This is a genomic window from Sphaerotilus microaerophilus (assembly GCF_023734135.1).
Lineage (GTDB): Bacteria > Pseudomonadota > Gammaproteobacteria > Burkholderiales > Burkholderiaceae_C > Sphaerotilus > Sphaerotilus microaerophilus.
Genome location: NZ_AP025730.1, coordinates 4,174,281 through 4,190,994 on the forward strand (window position 1 = coordinate 4,174,281; position 16,714 = coordinate 4,190,994).

The following is a 16,714-nucleotide window of genomic DNA, read 5'->3' on the forward strand; positions in this document are numbered from 1 at the left end:
GCGCTGCTTTGCGCGGCGAATGGATTGCTTCATCGACAGTCAGGTCATTTGGAAAGTCGAAGTGTGAGCCTGCAGCTGGCGGTGCACGCGACGCGTGCCGTAGCTGTGGCGGCTGGCCTGATGGATGGCGCCAATCGACACCTGCAGCCGCTGGTCGTGCTGCGTGCGCGCCGAGGCGGGACGCGCCAGCCACTCGTAATAGCCGCTGGGTGAGACCTCCAGTGCCGCACACACCCGGCGCACCGGGTAGTCGTGGTCGCTCAGCAGTTGCTTCATGAACGCGTACCTTGCAGCGACTCCTTCGCAAAGTACGCGGCGGCTTTTTTTACGATCTCTCGCTCCATCTCTGCACGGGCCAGTTCACGGCGCAGCCGTGCCACCTCGGCTTGCAGTTGCTCGCGGCTGAGCTCGCCAGGCATTGCCGTGCCCGCGGTGCCGCGCCCACGGCTGCGCTGCAAGCTGACCCAATTGCTCAGCGAGCCCTTGGGTATGCCAAGGCGCTGCGCGGCCTCCTGGTGACTGAACCCTTGCTCGGTCACCAGCTTCACCGCCTCGGCCTTGAACTCCGCGGTGTATGTCGTCGTATTGCTCATTGCTTCCTCTTCGGGCTTCCCACCTTCAAGTGGGTGTCCGGAAAAGTCAGGCTACCTCATCCAGCCTTCGCGCACGGTGTGCACCGCCAGCCGGCATTGAGCCAGTTCAGTCTTCACCGGCACAAAGCGCATGGCCGGGCGCTGAAGCGCCTCGCAGATCGCCGCAGCATCGGCTGCGTCGTTCTTGCCGCGCCGTCCCGACATGCGATAAGGCGCGACGAACTTCGGCGCCATCAGGCGAACCGTGTGCCCGAAGCGCTCGAACAATCTGGCCCAGTGGTGCGCGCCCGAGCAGGCTTCCATGCCGATCGTGCACGGCGGCAACTTGGCAATCGCCTCCAGCAATTGGTCGCGCCGCACAAGCGGACGCACCAGCGCGGCCCGGCCGGATTGGTCCACCCCGTGCAGGGCAAACACGTTCTTGGCGAGGTCGATCCCCAGAAAGACAATGGTCATGGACATCCCCTTTCGAGCGGTGAACACATGAGATTTCGCAACCCCATCGTGTCACTTCAGTTCCCAACGCGCCTCGGGTCATTCCGCAGCGCGCCGGGTCGGGACGGGGATGTCCCTTTCATTCGTTGGGCGCAGGCCCAGCACCCTTGATTTCTCGTATCAATTGACTTCGCTTGCATGAGCAGACTAATCGGTAAGCCAATACTTGATGCCGTCGCGTGGCTCTACTATAGGACTTACGCAGGGTCACTTCAGCTAGCGCAATGATTCGCCATTTCGACTCAATATGTCAGATGGGTGCCATGCGAATGGTTGGTGACCGAAGTTCCTTCTTGAGGAATTCCGAGAGGATTCCCTTCTTCAGGCTGTAGATGTTTGTCTTCAGCGCTTTGGCCGTCTCGCAGAGGTGGACCCAGGCCAATATCGCGCAGGCGATGTGATTCTTCTGTGACCGGGCCATTCTGCACTGACATTTTTCGATGCCAAGAACCTGCTTGATCTCCCTGTGGTACTGCTCAATCTTCCAGCGCACGGCACACATCTCATGCGTATCGTCCGTCGAATCTTGAGATAGGTCGTTTGTCACAACCCAGTCCGTGCGATTGGTATCAACCACAACCCGGAACAGTTTCAGCTTGATGTCACTGGGAAACTTGAACAGTTTGACGTGTTTGCCATGCACATGTTCTTGGGCACTCCACTGCAGCGTACTGACCGCCTTGTAGGGCTGCTGGCCTTGGCTGTCGTCAACCTTGCGATTGCTCTTGAGCGGGCAGTAGAAGTGCTTGCCCGCCCGGTGGATGTGCTTCATCAGATCCATGGTGGCGTACCAGGAGTCCATCAGCACGGTGCGAAAGGGCAGCTTCTTGTGCGCCATGGCATTGTCGAACATCTCCTGGACATGATCCAGCTTGGACTTGCCGTCTTCGTCAGGCGCATAGATGCGCCAGTCGATGATCCAGTAGTGGCCGGTCTTGATGTTCACGTACAGGCAGTTGACCACCCCAATGCCCTTGATCAGGCCGTGGGCGTTGCCGCTGTACTGTTTGCGCACCAGCTCGATTTTGTGCGAGTGGTTCTTGTCCAGAACGCTGTCATCGAAAACCAGGCAGGCATCGTCGTCAAATTCGATGTTTCGTCGGGCCAGATTCCAGACATCGGCCGGGCTGATATTGGCAGCCTGCAAGTAGCGATTTATGGCGTCATGAGAAAACCTCTGATGGTGATCCGCAAAATAGGTCTGCGTGTAGTTGATTTGTGTGGATATCAGAAATTGGCAGTAGTCTCGGCTCGTGGGTTTCATGGTGAATATATTATCACAAATACCACGAAATCGGCGCCGATATATTAAATAATCTAGTTTGATTTAAACGTTTGCGTAAGTCCTATACTACCACATTAAAGCCAGAGCCTATGCCAGAGTTGAGGGACGCTACTATGTGTACAAGGGCGCGCCCATTGATATATTGGAGGATGACAACTGCAGGAGATGGTTGCGGCATGCAGACGTAAAGCGCATTATTCCCAATCTCCCACGCTACATCGTCATTCAACGAATTCATCCAGCGGGTAGCAAGACCATCGGGGCCTTCTCAAGCGAATATATCGAGTCCGAGACGCTTGTGGCAATCCTAAGGCATGCACAGGATCAAACCACTATCAGGTTCTTGCGTTGGCTGGAGCGAGAGGTTGTATTCCCAAGCTCGAATCGAGCGTCACAGCGCAGATAGGTTGCAAGAGAATTTATTTCGCTCATATCATTCTCGTCCGGCGCGCCTTATCGAGCGGGATATAGCAGAAAAGGGGCCTGCGGCCCCTTTTCTTTATTGCAGGCCCAACTGGCCGGCCATGCAGCAGCTTCACCCGCTCACTGCGTCTGCAAATACACCACCTGCGTTTCCATGTATTCGTACAGGCCGTGCTTGCCGTCCGCGCCGCCGATGCCGCTCTTGCGGCGGCCGGCGTGGAAGCCCTGCATCGCCTCGAAGTGCTCGCGGTTGATGTAGGTCTCGCCGAAGCGCAGGCCGTTGGCGGCCTTCATGGCGGCGTTGAGGTTCTGGGTGAACACCGAGGAGGTCAGGCCGTAGTCGGAGTTGTTGGCCAGGGCCAGCGCCTCGTCCAGGTCGTCGACCACGCGGATGGGCAGGACGGGGCCGAAGATTTCCTTGGTCATCACGTCCATCGCGTCGGTGCAGCCGACCAGCACGGTGGGCTCGTAGTGGAAGCCCGGGCGGTTGGCCACGCGGCCGCCGGTGCGCACCTGGGCGCCCTGAGCCTTGGCGGCGTCGACCAGCGCGGCCACCTTGTCCAGCCCGGCCTGGTTCATCAGCGGGCCCATGTGCAGGCCGGGGTCGGTCAGCGGGTTGCCGTACTGGGTTTCGGCCATCAGGCGGGTGACGCGGTCGGCCAGGCGGTCGGCGATGCCGCGCTGCACGTAGACGCGCTCTGCCGCGTTGCAGACCTGGCCGGTGTTGAGCACGCGGCTGTTGAACAGGGCGTTGGCGGTGAGCTCCAGATCGGCGTCGTCCAGCACGATGGCCGGGGCCTTGCCGCCGAGTTCGAGGTTGACGCGGGTGAGGTTCTTCGACGCCGCCTCCATGATCTTGATGCCGGTGCCGACGTGGCCGGTGAAGGAGATCAGGCCGACGTCACGGTGCGACGACAGCGCCGCGCCGGTGGCGCGCCCGCCGGTGACGAGGTTGAACACGCCCTTGGGCAGGCCGCACTCGGCCAGCAGCTCGGTGAAGTCGAAGGCGTTGAGCGGGGTCTCCTCGCTGGACTTGATGACGATGGTGTTGCCGGCCACCAGTGCCGGGGCCATCTTGCGGGCGATGAGGAAGAAGGGGAAGTTCCAGGGCAGGATGCCGGCGACCACGCCGATGGGGCGGCGGTGCAGGAAGATCTGCTCGCCCGGGCGGTCGCTGTTGAGGATCTCGCCCTCGATGCGGCGGGCCCACTCGGCCATGTAGTCCATGTAGTTGGCGGTGAAGTCGATCTCGACTTCGGCCAGAGGCAGGATCTTGCCCTGCTCCAGCGAGATGCGCCGCGCCAGGCGGGTCCGGTGCTCGCGCAGCTTGTTGGCCACGTTGCGCAGGTGCGTGGCGCGCTGGATGGCGGGCAGCTTCTCCCAGGCCGGCTGGGCGGCACGAGCTGCGGCGACGGCGCGGTCCACATCGCTGGCGTCGGAGTCCGGCACCTCGGCGATGAAGTCGCGGGTCGAGGGGTTGAGCACCTTCAGCGTGCGGCCCGAGGCGGGGCTGACCCATTCGCCGTCGATGTAGTTGCGTTCGAACTTGTCCATGTCATGTCTCCAGAGGAACGAGAAAGGACGGGGGGCCAGACACTGTCCTGAGCCAGCGGCCGCCGTCGATCCGGCTTGGCCGGTCGACTGGCGGCGCCCCCCTGGGGGGGAGCGCCGAAGGCGCAACGGGGGGGGGGAATTACTTCAGCTTGTAGACCATCACCGTGCCGCCTTGCGGCACGACGGTGGCCTTGCCCATCAGGGTGTCGACGCCGGCCTGCATGCGCGCGGCGTCCACGCCCCAGCCGGACTGCACGGCGACGTACTGCTCGCCGTCGACCTCGAAGGTGCTGGGTACGCCGGTGACGCCAGACGGCGTCGGGGCTTCCCACAGCACCTTGCCGTTGCGGGCGTCGAAGGCGCGGAACAGGCGGTCGTTGGTGCCGCCGGCAAAGATCAGGTTGCCGCCGGTGGTCAGCAGCGGCGCCCACAGGTGGGTGGGGAACTTGGTCACCCAGGCCAGCTTGCCGGTCTTCAGGTCCCAGGCCTGCAGCTCACCGACGGTCTTCGGGGCCGCGGCGTTGTTGCCGCCCTGGTAGCGCAGGCTGCCCAGCACCGCCTCGATCGAGTAGCCGATGAAGAGGTCGCCCTTCTTGTACTTGCTCGGCTCGGGCTCGGGCATCTCGGCGCAGAGGTTGTTGTTGGCCGGGATGTAGAACAGGCCGGTCTTGGGGTTCCAGGCCTCGGGCGGCCAGTCCTTGCCGCCCCACAGCGAGGGGCAGAAGCTCACCATGCCCTTGCCCAGGCCGGGGCGCTTGCTCTCGTCGTAGGTCGGGCGGCCGGTCTTCGGGTCGATGCGGGTGAAGACGTTGTTGTTGACGTAGGAGACCGCGTCGATGAAATCGATCGGCCCGTCCTTGCGTTCGAGCATCCACAGGTAGCCGTTGCGCCCGGCGTGCACGGCGGCCTTGACCTTGCGGCCCTTGACCTCGGTGTCGATCAGCACCGGCGCGCTGACCTCGTCCCAGTCCCAGGCGTCGTTGGGCGTGTACTGGTGGTGGCCGCGGATCTTGCCGCTGTCCACGTCCAGCGCAATGGTGGAGGTGGTGTAGAGGTTGTCGCCCTTGCGGCCTTCGGTGGGCCAGGGGGCGGGGTTGCCGGTGCCCCAGTAGGCCAGGTTGCGCTCGGGGTCGTAGGTGCCGGTGATCCAGATGCTGCCGCCGCCGTTCTTGTAGCTCTCGCCCGGCCAGGTGTGGCCGCCCGGTTCGTTGGGCGCCGGCACGGTGTAGGTGCGCCAGGCCTCGGCGCCGGTTTCGGCGTCGAAGGCGGCGACGAAGCCGCGCACGCCCGTCTCGCCCCCGGAGGAGCCGACCATGATCTTGCCCTTGGCGGCCAGCGGCGCCAGGGTCATGTAGTGGATGGCCTTCCAGTCACTGACCGCCTTGGTCCAGACCACCTTGCCGGTCCTGGCGTCGAGTGCGACCAGGTGGCAGTCGACGGTGGCGACATAGACCTTGTCGCCGTAGAGCGCCACGCCGCGGTTGGTCGGGTGCAGCTGCATCAGCTCGGGCGGCAGCTCCTTCTTGTAGCGCCAGAGCTCGGCACCGGTCTTGGCGTCCAGCGCAATCACCTGCGCGCCCGGCGTGGTGATGAACATGCTGCCGTTGTTGACGATCGGCGGCGACTGGTGGCCGTCGACCTGGCCGGTCGAGAAAGCCCAGGCCAGCTGCAGCTTGCCGACGTTGCCGGCGTGGATCTTGTCCAGCGCGCTGTAGCCCCAGCCGCTGTAGTTGCCGCGGTACTGCAGCCAGTTGGACGGCTCCGGGTTGGCCAGCCGGGCGTCGGTGACCGGCGTGTAGGGGCCGGGCGCGGCCTGGGCGGCCAGGCAGGGCAGAGCGGCCGCGAGGGCCAGGGCAAGGCGCTGGAATCGGTGGTTCACGGGGTGTCTCCTCTTCGGGATGAACGGGGATGGAGCAGCGGGGGCAAGAAGGGCAGGGGCAAAGCAGCGGCCACACCACCGGCCGGACCGGCGGCGGGACGGGGGAAATCAGGGGGAGCGGGCGGTACGGTCGGCGTCAGGCGAGCTGGCCGCCCGGCGGGGCGGTGAAGCCGCCAGCGATCACGAGCTGCTCGCCGTCGAGCTTGAGCGGCAGCATCGGCAGCGGCCGGTAGGCGGGGCCCGCGGCGACCTTGCCGGCCTCGCGCAGGTTGAACTTCGACGAGTGGCAGAAGCACACCAGCAGCTGCGCCTTGCTCGACCAGGTCTTCAGGTCGCAGCCCTGGTGGGTGCAGATGGCCGAGAAGGCCAGCACGCCGCCGGCCGAGCGGGCGCGGGTCTCGGCATCCAGCTCGCTCTCGTTGAAACGCATCAGCACCACCTTGTTCAGGCGCGAGCCGTCGCGCACCGACTTGCTGGAGGCGTCGAACGGGAAGGCCAGCACCGGCTTGCCGGGACGAATATCGGTCAGACGCAGCGGCGCGGGCGCCCCCTCGATCTCTTCCATCACGAGGCGGTCGCCGTCGGACGGCTTGGACCAGGCCTCGGTGGCCGAGAGCCCGAGCGGGGCGGCCAGGCTGGCGGCGGCGATCTGGATGAGCCGGCGGCGCGGGGTGTTGACCGCCTGGGCGGCGGCGCAGGAACAGGCGCAGGGGCTGGATTCGTGACAGGGGCGGCTGTGGCTGCTGTGGCGGCTGGATATGGACATGGGGGGTCTCCATCGGTCGCTGTCGACCGGCGAGCGCTGCGGGGGTGGTTGCTGCTGGCCGGATCGGTCCCCCTGCGATGCGTGATCGCCGGGATGGATGTCATCTTATTTTGAATTCAGAGTTCTGAACCCAGTGTTATCCAGAATGCGTTCTGAATTCAGAGTTCTAATTTGTTGTGATGAACGGACAGGGGCAAAGCCGGCCTTCCGAGGGTGACCCCTAGAATCAACCCGTGCGGACCACCCCTACCGGGGCGGTTTGCGACAGCCCGAGAACCCGCCCATGAAGCAACTGTCCGTCCAGCCCAACCTCGTCGACCAGGTCCGCGAGGCGATCCTGCAGGAGATCGCCTCGGGCGCACTGGCCCCGGGAGAGCGGGTCGTGCAGGAGCGCATCGCCGAATCGCTGGGCGTGTCGCGCCAGCCGGTGCAGCAGGCGCTGGCGCTGCTGCTCAGCCAGGGCGTGCTGCGCGATGCGCCGGGGCGGCGCCTGATCGTGGCGCCGCTGGACGCGTCCTACGTGCGCCAGATGTACGACATGCGCGCCGTCATCGAGGGCCTGGCCTTTGCCGAGGCGGCACGACGTGGCGCGGCCAAGGCGGCCAGACAGGGCCCGGCGTTGATCGAGGCCGGCCGCAAGGCGGTCGCCACCGGCGAGGTGCCGCGCATGATCGCTGCGGACATGAAGTTCCACGCCTTCATCCACGAGCTGTCCGGCAACACCCTGGTCGCCCCGACGCTGGCGCCCCACCTCACCTACATGCAGCGGGTGATGGGCCAGGTGCTGCTGCGCGACGACAAGCCGCGCGACATCTGGGCCGAGCACGAGCAGATGCTTGACGCCGTGGCCCGTGGTGACGCGGCCCTGGCCGAATCGCTGGCGCGCCAGCACATCACCGCCGCCGCGGATTTCATGGTCGCGCGCATCGCCGCCGCCCAGACGCCGGCCGCGCTCCAGGCGCTCAGCGGCCCAGCGCCCTCCCCCTGATCGCCTCGAAGTCCGCCGGCCGCGGGTGCAGGTCCAGCCGCCGGCCGGCCTTGACGAGCTGGCTGGGGATGTCATGGCCGATCAGTGCCGGCAGGCACCGGGCGGCGTCGAGCAGCAGCGCCAGGTCCACGCCGGTGTCGTAGCCCATCAGCGCCAGCGCGTGAGCAATCTCCTCGGTGCAGACGTTGCCGGTGGCGCCCGGCGCGTAGGGGCAGCCACCGATGCCACCGAAGGAGGCATCGAAGCGATCCGCCCCGGCGTCGATGCCGGCCAGCACGTTGGCCAGGCCCATGCCGCGGGTGTTGTGGAAGTGCAGCGTCAGCTCGCTGCCCGGCCAGCGCGCGCGGAAGGCCGCCGTCAGCGCCGCCACCTGGGTGGGCCAGGCCATGCCGGTGGTGTCGCAGAGCGTCACGCCGTCGGCGCGCAGCTCGGTGATGAAGCGCTCGCACCAGCCCAGCACGGTGGCCTCGGGCACGTCGCCCTCCATCGGGCAGCCGAAGCTGCAGGACAGCGAGACGTTCACCCGCACGCCCGCGGCGCGCGCCAGCGCGGCCGTCTGCGCCAGCGCGGCGAAGGACTGGGCGCGCGTCATGCGCAGGTTGGCGAGGTTGTGGCTCTCGCTGGCGGACATCACCAGGTTGAGCTCGTCGGCACGCGACTCGATGGCCCGCTCCGCCCCACGGGCGTTGGGCACCAGCGCGGTGTAGACGGTGCCGGGGCGGCGCTCGATCTCGCGCAGCACGATCTCCGCGTCGCGCAGCTGCGGGATGGCCTTGGGGCTGACGAAGGAGGTGACCTCGATCTTGGCCAGGCCGGCGGCCGAGAGGCGGTTGACCAGATCGATCTTGTCGGCGGTGGGGACGAAGCGCTCCTCCACCTGCAGGCCGTCGCGGGTGCCGACTTCCTGCAGGTGCACGCGGCGGCCGGCGCCGCTCCAGACCCGCGACACGGGCGAGACCGGCGCGTTCATGCGACCACCCTGCGCCCGCGCAGCGCGGCAATGTCCTCGTTGCTGAAGCCGATGCCGGCGAGCACCGCGTCGGTGTCGTCGCCGAGCTTCGGCGCCGAGGAGCGCACCGCACCAGGCGTGCCCAGCAGCTTGGGCACGATGCCTGGCACCTCCAGCGTGTGGCCGTCGCGCGTGGTCTGGCTCAGGATCATGTCGCGGGCGCGGTAGTGCGGGTCCTCGGCGATGTCCTGCGCGGTGTAGACCCGCCCGGCCGGCACCTTGGCGGCGCCGAGCTGCGCCAGCACATCGGTGGCCGGGTGCTGGCGGGTCCAGGCCTCGATGGCAGCGTCCAGCTCGGCCACGCGCTTCACGCGCCCGGCGTTGTCGGCCAGCGCCGGGTCGTCGGCCAGGTCGGGCCGGCCGATCACGCCCATCAGCCGCTTGAAGATGCTGTCGCCATTGCCCGCGATCAGCACCACCGCCGCGTCGCCGCAGCGGTAGGCGTTGCTGGGCGCGATGCCGGGCAGCGCGGAGCCGGCCGGCTCGCGCACCGCGCCGAAGGCGCTGTACTCGGGCAGCAGGCTTTCCATCACGTTGAACACCGCCTCGTGCAGCGCCACGTCGATCACCTGCCCCTGCCCGCCATTGACCTTGCGGTGGTAGAGCGCGGTGAGCACGCCGATCGTGCCGTGCAGCGCCGCCAGCGTGTCGCCGATGCTGATGCCGCAGCGCACCGGCACGCGGCCGGGCTCGCCGGTCAGGTGGCGCAGCCCGCCCATCGCCTCACCGATGGCGCCGAAGCCAGGCAGGTCGCGGTACGGGCCGGTCTGGCCGTAGCCGCTGATGCGCAGCATGATCAGGCCGGGGTTGTCGCGGGCGAGTTCCTCGTAGGACATGCCCCAGCCCTCCAGCGTGCCGGGGCGGAAGTTCTCGATCAGCACATCGGCCTCGGCGATCAGCCGCTTGGCGATCGCCTGGCCCTCGCTCTGACGCAGGTCCAGCGCGATGCTGCGCTTGTTGCGGCTCTGCACCTGCCACCACACGGAGGTGCCGTCCTGCAGCAGCCGCCAGTTGCGCAGAGGGTCACCCGCGCCCGGCGCCTCGATCTTGATCACCTCGGCGCCGAAGTCGCCCAAGGTCTTGCCCGCGAAGGGGCCGGCGATCAGCTGGCCCATCTCCACGACCTTCAGCCCGTGCAGTGCTTGCATGGCCGGCTCCTCAATCGATGGTCGCGCCCGAGTCCTTGACGATCTTGGCCCACTTGGGCAGATCGGCACGGATCAGCGCGGCGAAGTCCTGGCTCGAGCTCTTGAAGGGCTCGCAGCCCACCGTCGCGAGCTTCTCCCTGGCGTCGGGGCTGTCCACCGCCTTGGCCACCGCGGCCTGCAGCTGATCGACGATGGCTTTCGGTGTGCCCGCCGGAGCGAACAGGCCATACCAGGGTGTCTGGCCGAAGCCCTTGATCGTCTCGCCGATGGTCGGCACGTCCGGCAGCGCGGCGACGCGCCGCTGGTTGACCACGCCCAGCACCTTGAGCTTGCCGCTCTTGATGAAGCTGATCGACGAGGGCAGGCTCTGCACGCTCACCTGCACCTGGCCGCCGACCAGGTCGGTCACCGCGGCGGAGGCGCCCTTGTAGGGCACATGCAGCAGCTCGATGCCAGCGGCGCGCTGCAGCATCTCGCCGATCAGGTGGTTGAGCGTGCCGTTGCCGGCCGAGGCGATGGCGATCTTGCCCGGCTGGGCCTTGGCCGCGGCCAGCAGCTCGGCCACGTTCTTCGGCGGGAAACTGTTGTTGGCCACCAGCACGTAGCCGGCGGTGGCCACCGGGCTGATCGGCTCGAAGTCCCTGAGCGTGTCGAAGCCCACGGTCTTGTAGAGCCAGGGGTTGATGACCGCGGCGCTGTCGGCGGTGAGCACCAGGGTGTAGCCGTCCGGCTTGGCCTTGGCGACCGCTGCCATGCCGACGTTGCCGCCAGCACCCGGGCGGTTGTCGACCAGGAACTGCTGGCCGCTGGCCTCGGTGAGCTTCTGCGCGACGATGCGGGCGATGGCGTCGTTGGCGCCGCCCGGGGCCTGCGGCACGACGATGGTCACCGGCTTGGACGGGTACTTGTCCTGGGCCTGCACGGCGGTCGCAACGGTGACGGAAGCGGCGAATGTGGCCCACAGGCCGAGGTTCAGGGCGGTGCGGCGGGTGAAACGGTGCAGGGTCATGGGGCGTCTCCTTCGAGGAAATCAGGTCGAGGCAGTCAGGGTTGGACCGGGAAGAGCCAGGGCTCCTGGCTGCGGCGGCGCACTTCGTAGGCGCGGATGCGCTCGGCGCGCTGCAGCGTCAGGCCGATGTCGTCCAGGCCGTTGAGCAGGCGGTGGGCACGCTCCGGGTCCACAGTGAACGTGAGGCGCTCGGCGCCCGCCTGCAGGTGGCGCGCAGCCAGGTCGATCTGCCAGCGCTGGCCAGGTTGGCGTTGCAGCTGGGCAAAGAGCCGCTCCACCGTGTCGGCACCCAGCACGATGGGCAGGATGCCGTTCTTGAAGCAGTTGCCGTGGAAGATGTCGGCAAAGCTCGGCGCCACGATGGCGCGGATGCCGAAGTCGCGCAGCGCCCAGGGCGCGTGCTCCCGGCTGCTGCCGCAGCCGAAGTTCTCCCGCGTCAGCAGGATCTGCGCGCCGGCAAAGGCCGGCTGGTTGAGCGGGAAGTCGGCGCGCGGCTGGCGCTGCGAGCGCGGCACGCCGGGTTCACCCCGGTCGTGGTAGCGCCACTCGTCGAAGAGGTTGTCGCCGAAGCCGGTGCGCGCGATCGACTTCATGAACTGCTTGGGGATGATCGCGTCGGTGTCGACGTTGGCGCGGTCCAGCGGCACGGCGACGGCATCCAGGGTGGTGAAGGCTTGCATCAGTGGATCTGCGCAGAAAGGACGGGGGTGCCGGGCAGGTCGCGCCGCACATCCTCACGCCGAACATCCACCAGCCGGCCGGCGATCGCGGCGGCGGCGGCCATCGCCGGGCTGACCAGGTGGCTGCGCCCGCCCGGGCCCTGGCGGCCCTCGAAGTTGCGGTTGGAGGTGGAGGCGCAGCGCTCGCCCGGGGCGAGGCGGTCGTCGTTCATGCCCAGGCACATCGAGCAGCCCGGTTCGCGCCACTCGAAGCCGGCGGCGATGAACAGCCGGTCCAGCCCCTCGGCCTCGGCCTGCGCCTTGACCAGGCCGGAACCCGGCACCACCAGCGCCTGCTTCACGGTGGCAGCCACGCGGCGGCCGCGGATCGCCGCCGCGGCCGCCCGCAGGTCCTCGATGCGGGCGTTGGTGCAGGAGCCGATGAAGACCTTGTCGATCGCCAGCCCGTCCAGCGCCGTGCCGGGCCGCAGGCCCATGTAGGCCAGCGCCCGCTCGATGCCGGCGCGGCGCACCGGGTCGGGCTCGGCCGCCGGCTCCGGTACGCGGCCACCGATGGGCAGCACCTGCTCGGGGCTGGTGCCCCAGGTGGCCATCGGCTCGACGGCCGCGGCGTCGATGAACAGGCTGTGGTCGAAGGTCGCGCCCGCATCGGAGTGCAGCGTGCGCCAGTAGGCCACCGCGGCCTCCCACTGCGCGCCGCGCGGGGCGTAGGGGCGACCTTCGAGGTAGGCGATGGTCTTCTCGTCCACCGCCACCAGGCCGACGCGGGCGCCGGCCTCGATGGCCATGTTGCACAGCGTCATGCGGCCTTCCATCGACAGCGCCTCGATCGCCGCGCCAGCGAACTCGATCGCACAGCCGGTGCCGCCCGCAGTGCCGAGGCGGCGGATGATCTCCAGGATCAGGTCCTTGGCCGAGACGCCCGCCGCCAGCAGGCCGTTCACCTGCACGAGCATGCGCTGCATCGGCCGCATCGCCAGGCACTGCGTGGCCAGGACATGCTCGACGTCCGAGGTGCCAACGCCGAAGGCCAGCGCGCCGAAGGCGCCGTGCGTGCTGGTGTGCGAGTCGCCGGCCACCACCGTCATGCCCGGCAGGGTGGCGCCCTGCTCCGGGCCGATCACATGGATGATGCCCTGCTCGCGCCGCCCGAGGCTGAAGGCGGTGATGCCGAACTCGCGGGCGTTGATCTCCAGCTGCTGCACCTGGGCGCGCGAGAGCGGGTCGGGGATGTGCGTCAGGCTGCGCCGCTCGTTCGGCGTGGTCGGCACGTTGTGATCGGCCGCGGCCAGCACCGTGTCGGCTCGCCAGGGCCGGCGCCCGGCCAGGCGCAGCCCCTCGAAGGCCTGCGGGCTGGTGACCTCGTACACCAGGTGGCGGTCCACGTACAGCAGCGCCTCGCCGTCGGCGGATTGATCCATCAGGTGGCGCTGCCAGAGCTTGTCGAAGAGGGTCTGCCGGGCGGTGTCCATGGCGTGGCATTCTGGGAAGCAACGCCCCGCCGCGGAATGCCCGTGTGGCGAGGCGAGCTTTCGTGGAATGCGAAAGCGCCCGGCCTGCCCAACCCCGACCTGCCCTGCCGGTCAGCCTGCAGCCGAAGGTGCGACGAGGTGCTCCAGCAGCAGCCGAGCCGGCCTGGGCAGCGCCTGGCGGTCACGCATCCCGATGAGCAGGTCACGCTCCACCCAGGCGTCGGTCAGCGCGATGCGCACCAGCCCCATCGACTTCAGGTGCGGCTCGATGGCGCGCTCCGGCAGCACCGCGATGCCCAGGCCGGCGGCCACCATCTGGCACATGGCGTCGAAGCTGCGCACGTGGATGCGCAGGCGCAGCGAGCGGCCCAGCGCGCGGGACTCGTCGGCCAGCCGGCGCGCCAGCGAAGTGCCCGGCGTCAGGCTGACGAACTCGTGCTCGGTCGCGTCGGCAAAGGCGATGCGCTCCTGCATGGCCAGCGGGTGGCCCTGCGGCACCACCAGCGCCAGCCGGTCACGCCGGTACAGCAGCGTCTGCAGACCGTGGGCGGGCGTGCGCTCGGCGAAAATGCCCAGCTCGGCCCGGCCGTCCAGCAGCGCCAGCACCACGTCCGTGCTGTCCTGCTCGTGCAGTTCGATGCGGATGCCCGGGTGCGCGGCGATGAAGCCCGCCAGGTCGGCCGGCAGGAACTGCGTCACCGCCGAGGTGTTGGCCCACAGCCGCACCAGGCCGACGATGCCCGCGGCATGGTCGGACAGGTCGGCGCTGAGCTGGTCCACGTCCGCCAGGATGCGCAGCACGTGGCGGTGCAGCGCCTGCCCGGCCGGCGTGAGCGTGACGCCGCGCGAGTGCCGCTCCAGCAGCTCGACGCCGACGGCGGCCTCCAGGTCCGAGATGCGCTTGCTGGCCGCCCCCACCGCCAGCAGCGCCAGCTCGGCACCCTTGCTGATGCTGCCGGTGCGCACCACCAGGTTGAACAGCGACAGCGAGACGAGGTCGAGGCGGTGCAGGTTCATGGTGATGGCAGGGATTGTCGCGCCGTCGCGCCCCGTCGCACTTGACGCCCCTGAGGGCAGATCCCCGGCACCGAGCGTCAGGCGGCGTCCAGCGCCACCTGGCACTGGTTGCGCCCGTCGCGCTTGGCGCGGTAGAGCGCTTCGTCGGCTCGCAGCAGCGCCTGGTCCAGGTCCTCATCGCCAGACACCAGGGCCATGCCCACGCTGACGGTGACCCCCGGGGTCAGCCGCAGCTCGCCATGCCAGTCGACCGCCGCCACCGCCTCGCGCAGGCGCTCGGCCACGCGGCGGGCCACGTCGGGGTCGTCGACCGGCACCAGCGCCACGAACTCCTCGCCCCCGTAGCGCGACAGCAGCGTGTCGTCCTGCCGCAGGCTGGTCTTGAGTGCCTGGCTGGCCAGGCGCAACACGGCATCGCCAGCGGCGTGGCCGTGCACGTCGTTGACCAGCTTGAAACGGTCGAGATCGAGCATCAACACCGCCGTCATCGCCCTGCTGCGGCGCTGGCGGTCGAGCAGTTCGGTCGCCTGCTCGCGCACCGCCCTGCGGTTGAGCATGCCGGTGAGTTCGTCCACGGCGGCACGGGCGCGCAGCTTCTGCTGCAGCCGGCCGTTCACGATCACCAGCAGCAGGCAGGCCACATACATCGGCATCACGCCATAGAGTACCGCGTACAGCGTGCTCCAGGGCTCCGGCACATACATCAGGTCCGGCCGCACGGGTCCGACATAGGCCATCGTCGTGACCAGCCGCGCCAGGCTGGTCACCAGCAAGGCGGCACAGTTCAGCGCCACCAGCTGCTCGGCCAGTCCGCGTGGGCGCAACAGGTAGTCGCGGCCCTGCCAGACCATCACCACCGACGCCAGCAGCAACATGTAGGGGAACAGCCGGCCATAGGTCATCGCGTCGTGGTTGGCCGCCACGGTCAGCGGCAGCACCATCAACAGCGACAGCATCAACAGGCCCTGGGGCGCCAGGCGCCGGCCGTGCAGACTGCCCAGGCCACTGCCGACAAAAAGCATGCCCAGCAGCGCACTCACGCCGAGCACCCACTGCATCAGCGGGTGGCTCGCCAGCGGCCCCAGGCCCGCCGGCAACAGGCCCATGCCCAGGATCCAGAAGCCCAGCCCGCAGTCACGCAGGGCACCGCGTGCGCCGTCATCCGTCGCCTCCACCAGGCGCAGCGTGGTGCCACCGAGCGCGGCGCTGGCGCCGCAGATCAAATAACCAGTGAAAACATCAGCGTGTAGAACCATTGGACGCCAGGGCCGCGAGTCGCCAGATCATCCCGTCGTTTCGACCTTGCCGAGGCGAACTTGAGGGGGTCGGCCGGGCTGCGCCCGGATCAGCACCTCATCCGCGCCCCAGCCGGGCGTCGTACAGCCACCGGCGCCGCTTCACCGCCCGCAGCTGGACCGCGTCGGGGTGGGCCGGGTTGATCAGCACGTTCATTTCCTCAGGCACGATCACCGACGGCACCCGCGCCAGCAGCGAGCGGCCCGCCCGGACCCAGGCCGCACCCCAGTCCAGCGACACCTTGCCCGCCGGCATGGCGTCCCAGCCGACCCGGGTGGCTGCATCCAGCTCGACCGCTGCGGCCCACAGTTCGGCCGGCAGCATGATCTCGACCAGGTAGCGATTCAGCGGCAGGGTGTCCGCGCCCAGGTGCACCACGGTTTCCAGGCAGGCCAGCGCCCGGGAGGTCGAGGCGTACACCAGCGCCGTGCCCGGCCGGTTCCAGCGCCCGCCGGACCGTTCCGCGCCCCGCCCCGTCAGGTCGTGGGCCTCGTAGTGAGGCGTGTCGGTACCGATGCGCCAGAGCCGCAGCGGCTCGGTCATCGTCATCAGGCGTAGGCCCCGCTCTGCATCTGCGCGACCAGGCTGGCCACCAGGTCGCGCCCATCGGCGGTGTCCATGAAGTCGCCGGGCGTGCGACCCGCCAGCGCCGGGTTGGGGCGCTGCAGCCAGCCGGCCGTCCACTGCGCCGCGTCGAAGCCCTCGGGCTGGCCCGACTCACGCACCAGCGCCTCCACCTGCCCGACCAGCCGTGCCATGCCCAACGCCCGCTCGCTCTCGTCCTGGCTCAGCCGGTCGTCGGCCTTGAGCTTGCGGTTCGCCGTCGCCCGCGCCAGGCCCAGCCAGCCATACAGCCGCTCCCGCGTGACGTGCATGTCGTCCGCCAGCGTCACCAGCAGCCGCGCCGGCACGCCCTGCTTGACCATGTCGATGCGCTCGATGCGGCTGGCGTCCGCGAACGCCTGGTAGCTCGACTGGCGTTCCATCACCTGCGGCACGGTGGGCGCGGCGGCCTGCGGCGGCTGGTCGGGCGGTGTCATCGGCAGGACGGGCATCGGCAGCTCCAGTGATTGATTCACTTGAGCACCCAGTTTAGCTCA

16 protein-coding genes and 1 pseudogene are annotated in these 16,714 nt (G+C 68.3%); 1 reads left to right on the plus strand and 16 read right to left on the minus strand.

The window, feature by feature from the left end; all coding sequences use genetic code 11:
* Positions 1 to 39: 39 nt before the first annotated feature.
* The 7 genes and pseudogenes from NGK70_RS17805 to NGK70_RS17835 all read right to left on the minus strand — a co-directional run bounded on the left by NGK70_RS17805 (position 40) and on the right by NGK70_RS17835 (position 6,995).
* Positions 40 to 276, minus strand: coding sequence for a hypothetical protein (locus NGK70_RS17805; protein WP_251969831.1), 237 nt, complete (start codon positions 274 to 276; stop codon positions 40 to 42).
* Entirely contained in the window at positions 273 to 593 is a 321-nt protein-coding gene (locus tag NGK70_RS17810; protein ID WP_251969832.1) for a transposase, read from the minus strand. Before NGK70_RS17810 ends, NGK70_RS17805 begins: the two co-directional genes overlap by 4 nt.
* A gap of 57 nt (positions 594 to 650) precedes the next feature.
* Positions 651 to 1,049 (minus strand): annotated as a pseudogene (locus NGK70_RS17815) (IS110 family transposase); the annotation flags it as partial.
* Between the two features lie 289 nt (positions 1,050 to 1,338).
* Positions 1,339 to 2,352 (minus strand): IS701 family transposase, encoded by a 1,014-nt coding sequence (locus tag NGK70_RS17820; protein ID WP_251969112.1) that lies wholly within the window; start codon positions 2,350 to 2,352, stop codon positions 1,339 to 1,341.
* 564 nt (positions 2,353 to 2,916) lie between these two features.
* Positions 2,917 to 4,350: an aldehyde dehydrogenase gene (gene aldA, locus NGK70_RS17825; RefSeq protein WP_251969833.1), complete on the minus strand. Its 1,434-nt coding sequence runs from the start codon at positions 4,348 to 4,350 to the stop codon at positions 2,917 to 2,919.
* A gap of 139 nt (positions 4,351 to 4,489) precedes the next feature.
* A complete protein-coding gene (locus NGK70_RS17830; RefSeq protein WP_251969834.1) occupies positions 4,490 to 6,229 on the minus strand; it encodes a PQQ-dependent dehydrogenase, methanol/ethanol family in 1,740 nt (579 codons plus the stop codon).
* 136 nt (positions 6,230 to 6,365) lie between these two features.
* Positions 6,366 to 6,995 (minus strand): QcrA and Rieske domain-containing protein, encoded by a 630-nt coding sequence (locus NGK70_RS17835; RefSeq protein WP_251969835.1) that lies wholly within the window; start codon positions 6,993 to 6,995, stop codon positions 6,366 to 6,368.
* Positions 6,996 to 7,278: 283 nt separating this feature from the next.
* Between NGK70_RS17835 and NGK70_RS17840 the strand changes: the two genes are divergently transcribed.
* Positions 7,279 to 7,983 carry a GntR family transcriptional regulator gene (locus tag NGK70_RS17840; RefSeq protein WP_251969836.1) on the plus strand — a complete coding sequence of 235 codons (705 nt, stop codon included), beginning with the start codon at positions 7,279 to 7,281 and terminating at the stop codon, positions 7,981 to 7,983.
* Here the strand turns inward: NGK70_RS17840 and NGK70_RS17845 are convergent.
* The 9 genes from NGK70_RS17845 to parS form a co-directional block, all read right to left on the minus strand.
* On the minus strand, positions 7,958 to 8,953 hold the full coding sequence (locus NGK70_RS17845; protein ID WP_251969837.1) for a hydroxymethylglutaryl-CoA lyase: 996 nt from the start codon (positions 8,951 to 8,953) through the stop codon (positions 7,958 to 7,960). The genes NGK70_RS17840 and NGK70_RS17845 overlap by 26 nt on opposite strands.
* Positions 8,950 to 10,140 carry a CaiB/BaiF CoA transferase family protein gene (locus NGK70_RS17850; RefSeq protein WP_251969838.1) on the minus strand — a complete coding sequence of 397 codons (1,191 nt, stop codon included), beginning with the start codon at positions 10,138 to 10,140 and terminating at the stop codon, positions 8,950 to 8,952. The genes NGK70_RS17845 and NGK70_RS17850 overlap by 4 nt, the downstream gene beginning before the upstream one ends.
* Positions 10,141 to 10,150: 10 nt before the next feature.
* Complete coding sequence (locus tag NGK70_RS17855; protein ID WP_251969839.1) at positions 10,151 to 11,149, minus strand: Bug family tripartite tricarboxylate transporter substrate binding protein; 999 nt, start codon at positions 11,147 to 11,149, stop codon at positions 10,151 to 10,153.
* A 35-nt stretch (positions 11,150 to 11,184) separates the two neighbouring features.
* A complete protein-coding gene (leuD, locus tag NGK70_RS17860; protein WP_251969840.1) occupies positions 11,185 to 11,829 on the minus strand; it encodes a 3-isopropylmalate dehydratase small subunit in 645 nt (214 codons plus the stop codon).
* Positions 11,829 to 13,301, minus strand: a complete 1,473-nt coding sequence (leuC, locus tag NGK70_RS17865; protein WP_251969841.1) for a 3-isopropylmalate dehydratase large subunit — start codon at positions 13,299 to 13,301, stop codon at positions 11,829 to 11,831. Before leuC ends, leuD begins: the two co-directional genes overlap by 1 nt.
* Before the next feature lie 111 nt (positions 13,302 to 13,412).
* On the minus strand, positions 13,413 to 14,318 hold the full coding sequence (locus tag NGK70_RS17870; RefSeq protein WP_251969842.1) for a LysR substrate-binding domain-containing protein: 906 nt from the start codon (positions 14,316 to 14,318) through the stop codon (positions 13,413 to 13,415).
* Positions 14,319 to 14,395: 77 nt separating this feature from the next.
* A complete protein-coding gene (locus NGK70_RS17875) occupies positions 14,396 to 15,574 on the minus strand; it encodes a GGDEF domain-containing protein (RefSeq protein WP_251969843.1) in 1,179 nt (392 codons plus the stop codon).
* A gap of 97 nt (positions 15,575 to 15,671) precedes the next feature.
* Positions 15,672 to 16,157: an RES family NAD+ phosphorylase gene (locus tag NGK70_RS17880; RefSeq protein ID WP_251973818.1), complete on the minus strand. Its 486-nt coding sequence runs from the start codon at positions 16,155 to 16,157 to the stop codon at positions 15,672 to 15,674.
* Positions 16,158 to 16,162: 5 nt separating this feature from the next.
* Positions 16,163 to 16,669 carry a type II RES/Xre toxin-antitoxin system antitoxin gene (gene parS, locus NGK70_RS17885; RefSeq protein ID WP_251969844.1) on the minus strand — a complete coding sequence of 169 codons (507 nt, stop codon included), beginning with the start codon at positions 16,667 to 16,669 and terminating at the stop codon, positions 16,163 to 16,165.
* Positions 16,670 to 16,714: the final 45 nt, after the last annotated feature.